13 protein-coding genes and 1 other RNA gene are annotated in these 16,311 nt (G+C 38.1%); 8 read left to right on the top strand and 6 right to left on the bottom strand.

Annotation, left to right across the window (positions count from 1 at the left end; all coding sequences use genetic code 11):
- Positions 1-82 precede the first annotated feature (82 nt).
- Together AB657_RS03305 and leuB are read left to right on the top strand one after the other, a co-directional pair.
- A complete protein-coding gene (locus AB657_RS03305; RefSeq protein ID WP_084696366.1) occupies positions 83-1,255 on the top strand; it encodes a 2-isopropylmalate synthase in 1,173 nt (390 codons plus the stop codon).
- A gap of 2 nt (positions 1,256-1,257) precedes the next feature.
- A complete protein-coding gene (gene leuB / locus AB657_RS03300) occupies positions 1,258-2,376 on the top strand; it encodes a 3-isopropylmalate dehydrogenase (RefSeq protein WP_047245193.1) in 1,119 nt (372 codons plus the stop codon).
- A gap of 3 nt (positions 2,377-2,379) precedes the next feature.
- On the opposite strand, the gene AB657_RS03295 is transcribed toward leuB, so the two are convergent.
- Positions 2,380-3,606 carry a TlpA disulfide reductase family protein gene (locus AB657_RS03295; RefSeq protein WP_047245192.1) on the bottom strand — a complete coding sequence of 409 codons (1,227 nt, stop codon included), beginning with the start codon at positions 3,604-3,606 and terminating at the stop codon, positions 2,380-2,382.
- Positions 3,607-3,737: 131 nt separating this feature from the next.
- Here AB657_RS03295 and pheT point away from each other — a divergent pair, with 131 nt between their 5' ends.
- A complete protein-coding gene (pheT, locus tag AB657_RS03290; protein ID WP_047245191.1) occupies positions 3,738-6,167 on the top strand; it encodes a phenylalanine--tRNA ligase subunit beta in 2,430 nt (809 codons plus the stop codon).
- 8 nt (positions 6,168-6,175) lie between these two features.
- Here pheT and AB657_RS03285 read toward each other — a convergent pair whose 3' ends face one another.
- Positions 6,176-6,748 (bottom strand): fasciclin domain-containing protein, encoded by a 573-nt coding sequence (locus tag AB657_RS03285; protein ID WP_052958609.1) that lies wholly within the window; start codon positions 6,746-6,748, stop codon positions 6,176-6,178.
- Between the two features lie 207 nt (positions 6,749-6,955).
- Here AB657_RS03285 and AB657_RS03280 point away from each other — a divergent pair, with 207 nt between their 5' ends.
- Positions 6,956-7,675: a hypothetical protein gene (locus AB657_RS03280; RefSeq protein WP_047245189.1), complete on the top strand. Its 720-nt coding sequence runs from the start codon at positions 6,956-6,958 to the stop codon at positions 7,673-7,675.
- An 11-nt stretch (positions 7,676-7,686) separates the two neighbouring features.
- Here AB657_RS03280 and AB657_RS03275 read toward each other — a convergent pair whose 3' ends face one another.
- Positions 7,687-8,826 (bottom strand): hypothetical protein, encoded by a 1,140-nt coding sequence (locus AB657_RS03275; RefSeq protein WP_047245188.1) that lies wholly within the window; start codon positions 8,824-8,826, stop codon positions 7,687-7,689.
- Positions 8,827-8,852: 26 nt separating this feature from the next.
- Positions 8,853-10,481: an ABC-F family ATP-binding cassette domain-containing protein gene (locus AB657_RS03270; RefSeq protein ID WP_047245187.1), complete on the bottom strand. Its 1,629-nt coding sequence runs from the start codon at positions 10,479-10,481 to the stop codon at positions 8,853-8,855.
- A 179-nt stretch (positions 10,482-10,660) separates the two neighbouring features.
- On the opposite strand from AB657_RS03270, the gene AB657_RS03265 reads away from it, so the two are divergent.
- Positions 10,661-12,049: a TlpA family protein disulfide reductase gene (locus tag AB657_RS03265; protein WP_047245186.1), complete on the top strand. Its 1,389-nt coding sequence runs from the start codon at positions 10,661-10,663 to the stop codon at positions 12,047-12,049.
- A gap of 8 nt (positions 12,050-12,057) precedes the next feature.
- Here the strand turns inward: AB657_RS03265 and AB657_RS03260 are convergent, their stop codons facing one another.
- Complete coding sequence (locus AB657_RS03260) at positions 12,058-12,867, bottom strand: SDR family oxidoreductase (RefSeq protein ID WP_047245185.1); 810 nt, start codon at positions 12,865-12,867, stop codon at positions 12,058-12,060.
- Positions 12,868-12,951: 84 nt separating this feature from the next.
- An RNA gene (gene ffs, locus AB657_RS17800) (signal recognition particle sRNA small type) lies at positions 12,952-13,050 on the bottom strand.
- Positions 13,051-13,165: 115 nt separating this feature from the next.
- On the opposite strand from ffs, the gene AB657_RS03255 reads away from it, so the two are divergent.
- From AB657_RS03255 to AB657_RS03245, 3 genes are read left to right on the top strand one after another with little or no spacing between them, the layout of a single operon-like run.
- Positions 13,166-14,221 carry a glutaminyl-peptide cyclotransferase gene (locus AB657_RS03255; protein ID WP_047245184.1) on the top strand — a complete coding sequence of 352 codons (1,056 nt, stop codon included), beginning with the start codon at positions 13,166-13,168 and terminating at the stop codon, positions 14,219-14,221.
- A 1-nt stretch (position 14,222) separates the two neighbouring features.
- Entirely contained in the window at positions 14,223-14,612 is a 390-nt protein-coding gene (locus tag AB657_RS03250; protein WP_047247772.1) for an acyl-CoA thioesterase, read from the top strand.
- Positions 14,613-14,650: 38 nt separating this feature from the next.
- The gene (locus AB657_RS03245) at positions 14,651-16,177 is read left to right on the top strand and encodes a hypothetical protein (protein WP_047247771.1); all 1,527 of its coding nucleotides are present in this window, start codon (positions 14,651-14,653) and stop codon (positions 16,175-16,177) included.
- The last annotated feature ends 134 nt before the right edge of the window (positions 16,178-16,311 follow it).

Genomic DNA, 16,311 nt, shown 5'->3' with positions numbered 1-16,311 from the left:
GTTGTAAATGTTATAACTAAATTTGCATATTTCCCTACTAGCGTTATATATTCGTTTAACTTGCTAAAACTACGTAAATATAATGAGCAAAGATATAGTACAAATATTTGACACTACACTAAGAGATGGAGAACAGGTTCCTGGCTGTAAATTGGACATGGAACAAAAACTGGTTATTGCAGAAAGATTGGATGAACTGGGTGTAAATATCATAGAAGCAGGTTTCCCTATTTCTAGTCCTGGAGACTTTAAGTCTGTGGAAAGTATTGCCAAGTTGGTAAAGAACGCTACAGTTTGTGGGCTTACCAGAGCGGTAAAGAAAGACATTGAGGTAGCCGCAGAAGCTTTGAAACATGCCAAAAAACCGAGAATACATACAGGTATAGGCACTTCTGATTCTCATATAAAATTCAAGTTCAACTCCAATAGGGAAGCAATAATCGAAAGAGCTGTAGATGCGGTCAGTTATGCCAAAAAATTTGTAGAGGATGTTGAGTTTTATGCAGAAGACGCAGGCAGAACCGACAATGAGTTTTTAGCAAGGGTATGTGAGGCGGTCGTAAAGGCCGGAGCCACAGTTCTTAATATACCGGATACTACAGGGTATTGCCTTCCAGAAGAGTACGGGGCCAAAATGAAATATTTAAAAGAAAACGTTACCGGTATACACAAGGCAACACTTTCTTGCCATTGCCATAACGACCTTGGCTTGGCCACCGCAAATTCCATTGCAGGTGTCATCAATGGCGCCAGACAAATAGAATGTACCATAAACGGTATAGGTGAACGCGCCGGAAACACTTCTTTGGAAGAAGTAGTGATGATCTTGAGACAACACCCAGGTTTAAACTTGGACACGACTGTAAACAGTAAATTATTATACGACACAAGTAAGATGGTTTCCAACAAAATGGGAATGGTCGTACAACCCAACAAAGCAATCGTAGGCGCCAACGCATTTGCGCACAGTTCTGGTATTCACCAAGATGGGGTTATAAAAAACAGGGAAACCTATGAAATTATAGACCCTGCAGATGTTGGTGTTACCGAATCATCTATAGTGCTGACTGCACGTAGCGGAAGAGCTGCATTGGCATACCGAGCTAAAATAGTTGGGTACGAACTTACAAAGACCCAATTAGACAGGGTCTATGAAGAATTTTTGAACTTTGCCGACAGGAAAAAAGAAATATTGGACGAAGACATCCATGAAATCATAAAGGCAAGTAACCTTGGCCTTCAAAGCATTAGTTAAACATGCATTTAAATATTGCCGTTTTAGAGGGAGATGGTATTGGCCCTGAAGTAGTTGCACAATCCTTAAAATGCCTTAGGTCCGTAGAAGAAACCTTCGGCCACAGTTTTACTTTTACCAAAGGGCTAGTGGGCGCAACGGCAATAGAAAAAGAAGGAAACCCGCTACCGGAAAAAACTTTAAAGATCTGCAAAGAATCGGATGCTATATTGTTCGGCGCCATAGGCTCCCCCAAGTACGATGACGACCCAAATTCTAAAGTATGGCCAGAACAAGGGTTGCTTAGACTTAGGAAAGAACTAGATCTTTTTGCCAACATTAGACCTGTAAAGGTGTTTCCTGCCCTAATTAAACAATCACCATTATCAAAAAAAATAGTCAAAAACACCGACCTTGTTATTTACCGTGAACTTTCTGGCGGTATTTATTACGGTGAAAAAGACCACGACCCCGATTCCAATTCGGCTACGGACATTTGCACTTACAACGAAGAAGAAATTAGCAGAATTGCACATTTGGCCTTTAAAGCGGCCAAAAACAGAAAAAAGAAAGTAACATTGGTAGACAAGGCCAATGTATTGCAAACTTCACGATTATGGAGAAGGGTCGTTTATGATATAGCAAAGAGCTACCCCGAAATAACGCTGGAAGCACTTTTTGTAGATAATGCAGCAGTGCAGATGGTTCTTAATCCTAGCCAATTCGATGTAATACTTACAGACAATATGTTCGGGGATATTTTATCGGACCAAGGCAGTGTTATTGCCGGCTCTATTGGGTTGTTACCTTCTGGATCCGTAGGAACCGACTATGCCATGTTTGAGCCAATACACGGTTCGTACCCCAATGCAAAGGGCAAGAACACGGCAAACCCCGTAGCCGCCATCTTAAGTGTCGCCATGCTCCTACAACACTTTAAGTTACACGAAGAATCCGATGCCGTGGTAGCAGCGGTATTAAAATCGTTCTCAAAAAACATAGTGACCCCTGATATTATGGGAAGCAGTAAATACGGCACGGATTACGTAGGTGATTTTATAGCCGATAATATTATGGAGCTCGACGAGCATTTTAACATGAACGATGAAAATATAGATTTAGGCAAATCTACTATAATCTAGGCCTTATTGTTCAGAAAGCAACTGCTGCAGAAAGCTATCAAATTCCAATTTGAATTCTTCAAATTTATCACCGGTCGCAGGGCCGTTGAATCCTGTATGTATTTTTCTGACCACACCTTTTTTATCAATAAAGATTGTGGTCGGGTATGACAGAACCCTGTTTAACATTGGTAATTTCTCTTGAGCCTTTTCTTTATTATCTGTGCCATACTGAGCCAATAAAATAGGGTACTCTACCCCTATTCTATCCACCAGCCTCTTTATGCTCCTAAAAGCCAATTCCTCTGTTTTGGCATACTCAAAGGCCAAGCCCACAACAGCTAGATCCTTATTGTTTTTCTTACTTAAATAATCTACCAAAAATTTGGTCTCATCTAAACAATTGGGGCACCAAGAACCCATAATCTGCACTACCACCACCTTATCTTTAAACATATTACCACCTAAAGAGACCATATTCCCGTTCATATCAGGAAAAGTAAAATCAAGTTTATCGTACCCTTGCTTTAAAAAAGTCAAAGAATCTGGGCTTGGCAATTCATAACTTTCGTTTCTAATGGCCAAGAACGGTTCTTTAAAATGATTTCCAGAATAAAAAATACCGCTCATGGTACTATCCGTAACTTTGGCTTTGAACAAAAAAGCATGTGCACCATCAAACGCAGAAACCCTTAACGAATCATTATCCATCACCCCTTCCAAAAACCGATAATCACCTGTCGTTGTCCTAAAGGTACCTACTACTTTATTATCTTTTTGTGAAAAAATTCCCTTCCCCATATAATTTTTATCCGTACCGGGACTAAATTCTGTCTGCCAAACTCCCGAGACATCTTTCGAGGCATTCTTTACCCCAATAAATCTTTTTGACCTGCCATAAACAGCCTTAAAAGGAACAACCCTTTCCAAACTCTCTATAACAAAATTCCCTTTCATTTGGGCCGAAGAAAAATCTGCCACTATGTAGCCTTCAAAAACAGGCATTTTTATTACAACGGAATCATTTTTAAAGCTAATTTCATCTACCGTAATCACTTCTTCAGCATTATAGATATCCAACATATAACTACCTTCCTTATTCTTGTACACCTCAAAGTTAAAAGGCAATATTTCATCATCCATAACACTGAGCCTACCCTGCCAGACCCCTTCTTTTAATTCCTGCTTTTTACCCCCATCAACACACCCAAAAACAAACCATAACAAAGCAAGGAAAAAATATTTCTTCATAAACACTGGTATTAAAACCAACTAAAATAGTCACTTATGCCCATTAATTAAAATTTTAAGGTAAAACGGACCCGTTACTTATTGAATGTCTTATACCATTGTTTTATCTTTACCCGCTTTAAAACTTACGAATGAAAATTTCTTACAACTGGCTAAAACAGTTTATCAATATTGATTGGGATTCCCAAAAAACCGGCGAACTTTTAACCGATCTAGGTTTAGAAGTAGAGGGTATTGACACTTACGAATCTGTCAAAGGTGGTTTAGAAGGTATTGTGGTAGGACACGTACTTAGTTGTGAAAAACATCAAAATGCCGATAGGCTAAAAGTGACACTGGTAGATATCGGTGAGGGCGACCCCATACAAATTGTCTGTGGGGCACCAAATGTCGCAAAAGGACAAAAAGTTCTTGTTGCTACCGTAGGAAGCACGCTTTACACAAAAGAAGGTGAAGCCTGGAAAATTAAAAAAGGGAAAATTCGAGGGGAAGAAAGTAGAGGTATGATCTGCGCCGAAGATGAACTAGGTCTTGGTGACAGCCATGACGGCATCATGGTCTTGGACGAAAGTTTAGTACCCGGAACATTAGCTTCGGAGGTTTTTGATATAGAAAAAGATGAAGTTTTTGAAATTGGACTAACCCCGAACCGCGCTGATGCCATGAGCCATTATGGGGTGGCAAGGGATTTAAAGGCCGGGCTAAAGCAAAAGGAGATAAACAAAGAGTTGATTACCCCAGCTGTTAGCCAGTTCAATGTAGACAACCGGTCTCTTAAAATTGATGTAGATGTTGAAGATAGCTCTCTTGCACCAAGATATTGCGGTATTACAATTAACAACCTAATTGTACAACCGTCTCCCAATTGGTTAAAAAACAGATTAAAGGCAATAGGGTTAACCCCTAAGAATAACGTGGTAGATGCAACAAATTATGTATTGCATGAGTTGGGACAACCCTTGCACGCTTTTGATGCCAATAAGATAAAAGGTGGTAAGATCAGGGTTAAAACAATGCCCAAAGGCACTAAGTTTACCACACTTGATGGAATTGAAAGAGAGCTTCATGAAGACGACCTTATGATTTGCGATAGCGAAAAACCGATGTGTATTGCCGGTGTTTTCGGAGGATTGAATTCTGGAGTAACGGAAAACACCACTTCCATCTTTTTGGAAAGTGCCTACTTTGATCCAGTATCTATCAGAAAATCTGCAAAAAGACATGGCCTAAATACAGATGCCTCTTTTAGGTTCGAACGCGGAATAGACATAGAAAACGTAGAATACGCCCTTAAAAGAGCCGCACTTTTAATCAAGGAAATTGCTGGTGGTGATATAACATCGGATATAGTAGACCTTTACCCTCATAAACAGAAGGATTTTGAAGTCTTCTTGGCTTTTGAGAAAATAAATAAGCTCATTGGTCAAGAAATTCCTAAAGACACCATTAAATCTATCTTGGTCTCTTTAGACATAAAAGTGAAAAACGTTACAGAAGCAGGTATGGGGCTGAGTGTGCCTTCATACAGGGTAGATGTTCAACGCCAAGTGGATGTAATCGAAGAAATACTAAGAGTATATGGTTACAACAATATAGATTTCAGCCAAAAACTGAATGCCTCCATAGCCTCCACCACTATTTATGAAGACCATAAAATTCAGTTCACTATAGGAAATCTATTGGCTTCCAAAGGCTTTTATGAGATAATGACCAATAGTCTTACTTCTCCAGAATATAATGAGCTTTTAGAAGGTTCTATAAAAAACACCGACTCTGTGAGCATCCTAAATCCTTTGAGCAGTGATTTATCGGTACTGAGAAAAGCATCTATATTCTCTACATTGGAAGCGGTTGCCCACAACATCAATAGAAAGAGACAAAACCTAAAGTTGTTCGAGTTTGGAAAAACCTATACCCAACAAAACAACGAAAGGCTGGAACACAAATATCTAAGTGTTTTATTGACGGGAGAATCTGGAGATAATAGTTGGACCGCCCCGACGAAACCAAGCGATTTTTTCCAGTTAAAATCAATAGTGGAAACCGTCTTAACAAGACTGGGCATTAACAACCCAACTAGCAGCCCAGATGAAAGCCAACTGTTTTCAGAAGGTTTAAGCCTAAAATCGGACCAGAAAGAACTAGTATCTTTTGGAATGGTCAAAACATCGATTCTTAAACATTTTGACATTAAACAAAATGTTTTTTATGCCGATTTTAAATGGGACACCATTCTTGATATTTTGAAAAAATCGAATATCGTTTTTAAAGAAATATCAAAGTATCCGGAAGTTAAAAGGGATTTTGCCTTGCTACTCGATCAAGATGTAACTTTTAAGGAATTACATGAAATTGGATTTAAGACCGAGAAAAAATTACTTAAAAACATCAATTTGTTTGATGTATACCAAGGAAAAAACCTACCTGAAGGTAAAAAATCGTACGCTATAACTTTTACCCTGCAAGATAGCAACGGGACCTTAACCGATAAACAAATAGACAAAATCATGTCTAAATTACAGCACAATTATGAAAGGGAGTTAAATGCGGAATTAAGATAAAAAACCGGTTAAATCTCAAAAGGTAAAAAGACACTGTCGATTTCATGAACAACACCGTTGCTTTGATTGGAATCGGCAGATACTATCTTTGCCTTGTTACCATAATTATCCATTAGTATAATATCTATACCGCTCATGGTAGCCGTTATCTTTTCTCCCAGCACCGTGGTAAAAGACGCTATTCCGTTGCCCCTGCACATAGCTTTTAAAATTTTTGAAGCGGTTAATTTTCCCGCGATTATATGATAAGACATGACAGCCTTTAGCTCCTCTTTGTTTTTGGGGTCAAGAAGCTCGTCCATAGTAACCTTCGATAATTTTTTAAACGCTGCATTGGAAGGTGCAAAAACGGTAAACTGCCCTTTGTAATCCAATATGCAATCCATATCGGAAGCCCTCAATGCCTTTAATAATGTACTATGGTTCGCTGTTCTTTCGGTTTTAAAAAGAATCGAATTATCTACTGCCTGTATATTTGATGATAATAAATCTAAATGTTGCTGTGGAGATGGGCCTTGTGCCATACTCACTAACGAAAAGAGCATAATACAAAGACATACGGGGGCTGTCCAATTTTTCATATTCAAGGTATAGTTGGGGCAAAATGTTTGCAATCGACAAAAGGTCAACTTTCATCGACAATATACGATCTCAAAGGATAAACACATAATCAAAAAATTACCTTCCCCTGTTAATTAACATTTATTTAACAAACAAGGGTCAGCTATCGGTTTTAAGACCTATTCGTTATTAACTAACTTTGAGTGTATTACACAAAAAATGCTGCGATGTTAAAGAAAACAAACCTCAGGGAGAAACTTAATATAGAAAAATCGCGAGTTAAGATGTCGGAAGACAAGTTACTTGCAGAAGTAAAATCAATTCTACAGCAAGTTAGCATTGAACACAAACGTATAGAAAATAACTTAACAGAACATAAAAACAAAACGTTCAATAGCTTTAACCACGAATTGCTTCAGACCAAGAACATCTACCACATAGATCAAATCAAAAAAGTCTGCATTGATTACCGCCTTCGTTTTCTGGATACCACATTTTTTAAAGGTACTATTCCGAAGGCAGCAATTTCAAAAATAAGGGAACTAGAAAAAGACCATGGAATAGAAATTCAAGGTTTCAAAATAATAGCACCATCGAAACTTTTTAAATTAGAGGACAAAGACGACCCGTTACTGTTCGCACCAATAGGCAATGGTTATTTTTACCTGATCCACCAATGGGGAAACGACCTACATCCTTTACGCAAATTAATGATGTGGCCTTTTAAGAATATAATAAACCTCATCATATTGGTGTTGATACTCAGTTATTTTGTAACCATGATGATTCCCGAGGGCCTATTCTCTAAATCAAGTTCCCCTGCCCAGTTCGGAATCCTGTATTTTTTTATGTTCAACAGTATTGGATCTATAGTTATCTTTTATGGGTTTGCCCTAAGAAAAAACTTCAATCCCGCTATTTGGAACAGTAAATACTACAATGCATAACGAAAGTATGCCTACTTGACATAAATTGACCTTGGAACTCCATCCAAATCTATATTATCGATAAAGGTCAATTCTGGAGACGACGTTATTCTTAAGATTCCGCCCTTACCATCGTTTCCTGTCTTTTGATATCCAACGAGAATGATATCGTTGGCATTGTCATAAGCTATTGAAGTGGTAGATTCAATCTCAAACTCAACGCTGAGCTGAGCCGTTGACAGAAAATTTTCATAAAAATAAAGTACGGCCGTATTTGTAGCAAAATCATACGTTGCCGGTATGTTTTCAGTTGCCGAACTTTCTTCCGTTTTCATTTGATAATATAATTTTCCATCATCACCGAAAGAGACAAACTCCGAATTATAAAAATTGGGTGCTGTATCGGCATCATAGCGTGTGTAGGTCTCTATCATAGTACTACTGTCTACAATGGTATGAAGCTCAGGATAGGCCAGTACAATATTCCCATCAAGATTTTTGAACATAAGCCCCACATCATATCCCATGTTTTTTTCGTAAACAATCGTCTTATCCTCAATATCGATTACAGATATTCCATTTTCATCGGTAATATCCTCATCAAACGTAAGCACGAATAATTTATCGTTGGTGGGTACCATAGCTATTGGTTTTGGAGACACGGGAATATCTACAAAATCTTTATTCTCAGTATCCAAATCAATCATTCTAACATAAAAGGTATCACTCTTACCTTCTTCGTCTTTAATGAAGGAAATAAAGACATAATCGTCTGTATGGGCAATGGAGGTCACCTCTACATTACAGGCACCTAAAACTCCGAAGGTTTCAAACTCGATAGAATCTTCCGATTCAAAATTATAATATAAAACCTCTCCTATACAGCCCGAAGTGGCATTGTACAGGCTGATGATATCGTCAGCATTGTAAAAAATATCGGAATTGGAAAAACCCGGAAAAGAACTATCGTTGTCGTTAATTTCCAAGTCATCGGAACCAGCAGTAAGACCTTGTGCACTTAGACCGCCGCTTTTTTCGAGTAAAACGGTATAATCCGCTTCAACAAAGATAGGAGTCTCATTTTCTTCTATAGGCTCATTGGTTGATTCACTACTACAGGCAACCAAGAAAACAGTCAGCAATATGCCGACCACATAAATGTAAGTCTTCATGATCTAGAAATTATAGTTCAACTTCCTTAAACGGAAACAGCGTACATTTTGTTGCGCTGCTCCTTTAATGCCTTGTCAGACATATATTCATCAAACGTAGAATATCGGTCAATGTTGCCTTTCGGAGTCAATTCTATAATTCTATTAGCTACTGTTTGTGCAAATTCATGGTCATGAGTGGTAAAAAGCACGGTACCCTTAAAGTTCTTCAGAGAGTTGTTAAAGGCTGTAATACTTTCTAGATCCAAGTGATTTGTAGGCTCGTCCAACATCAACACATTGGCCCTCATCATCATCATTCTACTCAACATACACCTTACCTTTTCTCCCCCAGAAAGTACGGTACATTTTTTTAAAGCTTCCTCTCCACTAAAAAGCATTTTACCAAGAAATCCCCTTAAATAAACCTCTTCGCGCTCTTCTTCTGTTTTCGCCCATTGCCTAAGCCAATCAACAAGATTTATATTCTCTTTAAAAAATTCGGAATTATCGGCCGGCAAATAAGATTGATTGGTAGTTACCCCCCAATTAAACGTACCGCTATCGGGTTTTCTGTTATTGTTTATAATTTCATAAAAAGCGGTTGTAGCCCTAGAATCCCTAGAGATAACTGCAATTTTATCTCCTTTGGCCAAGTTAATGTTCACATTATCGAACAATAGTTCACCTTCTTCCGTAGATGCTTTTAGACCTTCTACATTCAATATTTGATCACCGGCCTCGCGCTCTCTTTCAAAGATAATGGCCGGGTACCTTCGGCTAGAAGGTTTTATATCGTCGACTTTTAACTTAGACAACATTTTCTTTCTCGAAGTCGCCTGCTTACTTTTTGCTACGTTGGCACTAAAGCGCATAATAAACTCTTGCAGTTCTTTGGCCTTTTCCTCTGCTTTTTTATTCTGCTGAGCTCTTTGCCTTGCAGCTAACTGGCTACTTTCGTACCAAAAAGTATAATTACCGGAGTAGAGGTTTAACTTACCAAAATCTATATCCCCTATATGGGTACATACCGTATCTAGGAAGTGCCTGTCGTGTGAAACTACGATTACCGTATTCTCGTAATCGGCCAAAAAGTTTTCTAACCAGCTGATAGTTTCATAATCCAGGTCGTTCGTTGGCTCGTCCATCACCAATACGTCCGGATTTCCAAATAGTGCCTGCGCCAAAAGCACACGTACTTTTAATTTAGAATCTACATCCGACATCAAAGTATAGTGCAACTCCTCTCCTATCCCTAAATTAGATAGCAGGGCTGCGGCATCACTATCGGCGTTCCATCCGTTCATTTCCTCGAACTGTACCTGCAACTCCCCTATCCTATCTGCATTCTCGTCACTATAATCGGCATATAGGGCATCTATTTCCTTCTTGATCTCATAAAGTGGCTTATTACCTTTGACCACGGTCTCCAATACGGTAAATTCATCCGATGAGTTATGGTTTTGCTCCAAGATCGACATTCTTTTCCCCGGCTCTAAATGAACATGGCCCGAGGTAGGCTCTATCTGTCCAGATAAAACCTTTAAAAATGTGGATTTACCCGCACCATTGGCCCCAATAATACCATAACAGTTACCTTCGGTAAAGGAAACATTAACCTCGTCAAACAAAACCCTCTTTCCAAACTGGACCGATAAATTAGATACAGATAACATAAATCACTATTTAAAAATTCGTGCAAAAATACAGAATTTTAAAGGCGAAAACCAACAAACTTAAATTACATCTTGTTTAATTGTGCTTAAGACCCAATGAATTAAGATTTAACTACCTATTAACAGCAATGGAAGATAGGGTTCATTATTTTTGGATATGAAACATTGCCCTTTTGTGTATGGATAAATATTTACCTCTAGCATTTATTTTCTTGTTAGTTGGTTGCAATGCTCCCCAAAAAAATACGGACAGCGTTTTCTTTGCTGGAGAAATTGTGAATCCAACCGATGAATATGTAGTTCTGTACAAAGGCGGTGATGTACTGGACTCCGCTAAATTAGATGCAAACAATAGGTTCACCTTTCACTTGAATGCTATTGAAGATGGTCTATATCATTTTAACCATTCGCCTGAATACCAATATATTTACCTGGAGAAAGGAGACAGCCTACTGGTTCGGCTAAATACCCTATATTTTGACGAATCGTTGGTTTTTTCTGGCACCAATGAGGAAATAAACAACTTTCTTTTAGAGAATTTTTTAGCCTACGAAGAAGAGGAAAAAGAAATATTGGCGAACTATTATGAACTGGAAGCCGATGATTTTTCCGATAAAATAGATGCGCTTAGAAAAAACAAGCTACGATCTTTGGACGACATTAAATTAGAGTTCGGACTTTCGAAAAGAGCATACGACATAGCTGAGGCCAGTATTAACTACACCTATTACAGATACAAGGAAATCTATCCTTTTAAACATAAAAGAAAATTAAAGGAAGATAAATTACACGATTTTTCGAAAGATTTCTACGCCTATAGAAAAAATATAGATTACAATAACAAGCATCTTATTTACCTAAGACCTTACTACGATTTTATGAAATCACATTTCGGCAATCTTTCATACATGGATTGTTCGCGATCATGTGGTAAACACGATGGCATAATCACCAATCAGCTTCACTTTAACAAACACAAATTACAAATGATAGACAGTCTAGTTGTCGAAAAAGAACTAAGAGACAACCTGTTTAGAAATGTAGCTATCAACTATTTGCTAAAAGAGCACAATGCCCCTGACAGCAATAAAATATTCATAGATGAGTTTCAGAAGGTTTCTGGTAACAACATGCACATACAAGAAATCGTGACTCTTTACCAAGGTATCAGAAATATACAGCCCCAAAACCCCATACCCCACTTAACAGTAACCTCTATGGAGGGTAAAAATATTTCGCTTCCAGAAATTGCAAAGGGCAAAAACGTAGTTTTTTATTTTTGGTCGGCCACCAATAAAACCCATTACGATAATATTTTTAAACGTGTTGCGGAATTAAAAAAGTCAAAACCTAATTTCGAATTCGTTGGAATCAACATTCGCACAGAAATGGAAGACTGGGAAACTATTGTAAACAGTATGAATGCGGAACCCAACACCCAGTTTAGGTCCAATGATTATAAAAAACTTACAGAAACCTTGGTTCTTTATCCGTTAAACAAGTGTATCATCGCAAAAGACACTTTGATCGTGGATGCTTTTTCAAATATATACGACAATACACTATAGCCAAATTCCTATGAGCCACTGTAGTTCAAGAGTAATTTTTCGTACCACTTATCAGGTAAGATTCTCTTAAGTACAATTGAAAATTTTTGAAGAAAAGATCCTACTTTATAATGTATTTTAGGATTTTTGGCATTAATTATACTATGTACCTTTTTAGCTACCTGAACCGGGTCCCCCCCATTGTCTACATCCTCATCGATAGCCTCTAATGTACGGCCGTACGAAGTTTCATATGGAGAACCTTCCAGGACCGGGGCATGATAACGACCGGCAGCAATGTTGGTGGCAAAATCACCAGGTGCTACACAGGTAATACGAACTCCAAAATCTTTGGTCTCCATCCTTAAACTTTCTATGGCCAACTCCAAAGCTCCTTTAGAAGCAGAATAAATACCCCTAAAGGGCAATCCCATATACCCCGCTATGGAAGTAATATTGATGATCAAGCCATTTTTCTGCCTGCGCATTTGCGGCAAGACTGCCTTTATAACATTCAAAGGACCATTAAAATTGGTATCAAAAGCCTTTAAAATTTCCTCGTTAGGTGTTTCTTCCAAAGGTCCGGTTATTCCAACACCGGCATTATTCACCAATACATCCAACCTGCCTTCCTTATCTACTATCTCTTTAACAGCCTTAGCAATGGTGTCTGGAACGGTAACATCCATCTGAAGCAAAGCGAAATCGCTAAAATCGGGATATTTTCCTAAGTTTCGGGTTGTGCCGTACACAATGTATCCTTTAGCCGTAAGATATTGGCCCATAGCCTTACCAATGCCCGACGAACCTCCCGTTATAAGTACTATTTTAGATTGCATGAAATTATAATTGTATAAGTGACAAAAAACAAAGTCATGGACCTTATTCGACAAATTATAAAATCGCTGACTTTAGGGTACAAAAAAAGGCAAGCTACCTACATCGCACCGCTACAACCATATACCCTTGCTGCGTTCCCACCCTGGGGGATTCTACAGGAGCTGGTCGTGTAGGACTTGCCGGGTGCAAATATACAATCTTTTAAAACTTTCACAATCCTTTTTACATTCTAAATTTTATGGACTAACTTGCCTCAAATTCGGGCGAACCCCTTTAAAACAAAGAAAATAGTAAAAAATGAATTCCTTTAAATTATTTTTTTTTAGTCTATCATTGTTATTATTAGCCTCTTGCGGCAGCGGCAACCAAAAACCATCATCTCTTTTTAGCATAGAGTTGGAGGGCAACCCAAATAAAATAAACCAAGGTGCCACCATTGGTGTTTCCATTAAAAATATCAAGAACAAGAACATAGAGAAGACAACCTACTTTATGGACGGTAAAGAATTGCCCATAGCTGACGGAAAAATCAATTTTTCTGTTCCTAAACTGGGCAACAAAGTGCTTAAAGCAAATATTACCTATGAAGGCACTACAGTCGAGGTAACAAAAAAGCTAAAGGTGTTAGCTTCCAAAGCTCCCGAAATATACACTTATACCATACTTAACGAGTACCCCCATGATACTGGCGCATACACCCAGGGACTCGAGTTTCATAATGACACCCTTTATGAAGGAACCGGTAAAAAAGGGCGTTCTTTCTTAAGAAAGTTTGATTATAAAACAGGAAAAGTCTACCAACAAGTAGATTTGGACAAAACTTATTTCGGGGAAGGAATCACCATACTCAACGATAAAATATATCAACTTACCTGGCGAAGTGGCGTAGGTTTTATCTACAACCTAAAAGACATGAAAAAGTTAGATAATTTCCAATATGGTGAAAGCAGGGAAGGCTGGGGACTCACCAATGACGGAACCAAGCTCTATAAAAGTGACGGTACCGAAAAAATATGGATTCTTAATCCTGATACCATGCAAGAAGAAGACCATATTGAAATAGCCTCTAACAAATCACTCTTTGCGGACACCAATGAGCTGGAGTATGTAGACGGGAAGATATATGCAAACGTATATCAAAAACCTGGGGTAATGATCATTGATGCAAAAAGTGGTGCCATTGAAGGAGTTGTCAATTTTGGGGGGCTTAGCGATAAAGTAACAAAGACGGAGAATTGGATAGATACCGATAATGTTCTGAACGGTATTGCATACCACCCTACCAGAAAAACATTTTTTGTAACCGGTAAGGATTGGGACAAACTTTTTGAGGTTCAAATTGAAAAAAAATAATATGCCTTCCTATACCAAGAGAATAACGGTTACCAAAGATGATTTAGATGACCTAAACCATGTAAACAATGTACGTTATGTACAGTGGATACAAGATATCTCTAAGGAACATTGGCAGAGTAAAGCCCCCAAGAACATTCAAGACCAAGGTGTTTGGGTCGTAATGACCCATTATATAGAGTACAAGGCTCCAGCAATTGAAAACGACCCTATTTTAATTAGCACCTATATAGAAAAGAGTAAAGGAGCAATATCTGTAAGGGTGGTGGAAATGGTAAACGAAATAACAAAAAAGCTGTTAGTGCGATCAAGCACAGAATGGTGTCTATTAAACAAAAACACCTACAAACCTATGAGGATCTCCGAAGAGATCATGCAAATTTTTTCTTGAACCAACTCAACATCAACATTGTGCGTATAAAGGTTTCTATGTTATTTGTAATTGCCCTTTTTATTATTTGGGCCAGTTCATGCAGGAAAGATTTTGAATATGCACCCAGCAACGGTCACCTCACTTTTTCAAGGGACACGGTTTTTCTTGACACTATTTTTAGCACCATTGGCAGCAGCACCTATACACTTAAAGTATATAACAATACAAGAGACGATGTGATCATCCCTTCTATTCGGTTACGAAATGGAACCGACAGTTACTACAGGCTAAACGTAGATGGTGTTGCAGGCAAAAGCTTTCAAAACATACCACTATATGCCCAGGATAGTCTTTTCATTTTTGTTGAAACTACGGTAGACCTTACCTATAATCCAGAAAATACAATATTGTATACCGATGCCATACAGTTTGATTCCGACAACAACCTTCAACAAGTAGAACTGGTAACATTAGTAAAGGACGCTATTTTTCTTTTCCCAAAGACTACATCCGATGGTAGTAAAGAAACCATTGTTCTAACCTATAATGATGATGGCGAAGAGATAAGGACCGAGGGATTTGCGCTTAGTGATGGTGAGCTTACCTTCTCTAACGAAAAACCATATGTCATCTATGGTTACGCTCTTGTACCCGACAACAAAAGGCTTATTGTGGATGCCGGAGCAAGGGTCTATTTTCACAAAAATTCTGGGATTCTAATAAAAAATGGAGCCTCATTATCCATAAACGGGTCATATAGCAACGACAGGGAACTACTTGAGGGAGAGGTTATCTTCGAAGGTGATCGTTTAGAACCTGATTATTCAAATATTCCCGGACAATGGGGAGGTGTTTGGATAGAAAACGGCAGTATAAACAATACTATAGAATATTTAACCATTAAAAATGCCAATATTGGACTATACATCGAAGGAAACAATCAATTACAAGAATACTCCTTAGAAATTAAAAATACACAGATATACAATAGTTCCAATTATAATATCTATGCAAGATCCGCCCACATCACTGGTCAAAATGTAGTACTGGGTGGCGCCGGAAATTCTTCTTTGTCCTGTAACCTCGGTGGCAGATACAATTTTACCCATTCCACTATAGCCAACTATTGGAGCGGAGGGTATAGAACTGCTGCTGCTCTGCAAATCGATAATTTTTCTACCTCCGAAACGGGAAACGACCTATTAAGTGCCAACTTTAAAAATTGCATTATCGACGGTAACGGGTCAAAAGAGATTTCACTTAACTCCAACGGGACAAACTTATTTAACTTTAGTTTTAATAACTGCCTCATTAAATTCAATGATATCGGCAATCAAAGTTCAACCAACCCATTATATGATTTCGATAACGAAAGTATGTACACCCATGTTTTAATTAATGGCAAAACAGCTTTTTTTGCCCCTTTATACAACGATTTTAGAGTAGCATTGGATTCGGATGTAGTAAATATGGGAAATACGACTTTCGCCCAAGAAGTCCCAGAAGACCTACTTAAAACGGACAGAACCATTAGACCTGACCTTGGTGCCTACCAAGCAATTGAAAATATTAGTAGTCAATAACTTTTAAATATGCAAGTATTTTCTTTCAAAAATTAGTATTTTGAGAAGAATAATACAAAAACCTCGGTTTTTATAAGGTTTTCCTAGTCATATCGTAAGCAGTCTATTAGTAAATTGCCGTAGAACACTAATTA

It is taken from the genome of Maribacter thermophilus (assembly GCF_001020565.1).
Lineage (GTDB): Bacteria > Bacteroidota > Bacteroidia > Flavobacteriales > Flavobacteriaceae > Maribacter > Maribacter thermophilus.
This window is presented reverse-complemented; position numbering and strand designations above follow the sequence as displayed.

Excerpts from the sequence above, each read along its gene's own strand:
- AB657_RS03280 (WP_047245189.1), top strand. The coding sequence starts at position 6,956 with ATGTTAAAGAAAACAAACCTCAGGGAGAAACTTAATATAGAAAAATCG.
- AB657_RS03285 (WP_052958609.1), bottom strand. The coding sequence starts at position 6,748 with ATGAAAAATTGGACAGCCCCCGTATGTCTTTGTATTATGCTCTTTTCG.
- AB657_RS03260 (WP_047245185.1), bottom strand. The coding sequence starts at position 12,867 with ATGCAATCTAAAATAGTACTTATAACGGGAGGTTCGTCGGGCATTGGT.
- AB657_RS03305 (WP_084696366.1), top strand. The coding sequence starts at position 83 with ATGAGCAAAGATATAGTACAAATATTTGACACTACACTAAGAGATGGA.
- AB657_RS03255 (WP_047245184.1), top strand. The coding sequence starts at position 13,166 with ATGAATTCCTTTAAATTATTTTTTTTTAGTCTATCATTGTTATTATTA.
- pheT (WP_047245191.1), top strand. The coding sequence starts at position 3,738 with ATGAAAATTTCTTACAACTGGCTAAAACAGTTTATCAATATTGATTGG.
- AB657_RS03245 (WP_047247771.1), top strand. The coding sequence starts at position 14,651 with ATGTTATTTGTAATTGCCCTTTTTATTATTTGGGCCAGTTCATGCAGG.
- AB657_RS03295 (WP_047245192.1), bottom strand. The coding sequence starts at position 3,606 with ATGAAGAAATATTTTTTCCTTGCTTTGTTATGGTTTGTTTTTGGGTGT.
- leuB (WP_047245193.1), top strand. The coding sequence starts at position 1,258 with ATGCATTTAAATATTGCCGTTTTAGAGGGAGATGGTATTGGCCCTGAA.
- AB657_RS03265 (WP_047245186.1), top strand. The coding sequence starts at position 10,661 with ATGGATAAATATTTACCTCTAGCATTTATTTTCTTGTTAGTTGGTTGC.
- AB657_RS03270 (WP_047245187.1), bottom strand. The coding sequence starts at position 10,481 with ATGTTATCTGTATCTAATTTATCGGTCCAGTTTGGAAAGAGGGTTTTG.
- AB657_RS03250 (WP_047247772.1), top strand. The coding sequence starts at position 14,223 with ATGCCTTCCTATACCAAGAGAATAACGGTTACCAAAGATGATTTAGAT.
- AB657_RS03275 (WP_047245188.1), bottom strand. The coding sequence starts at position 8,826 with ATGAAGACTTACATTTATGTGGTCGGCATATTGCTGACTGTTTTCTTG.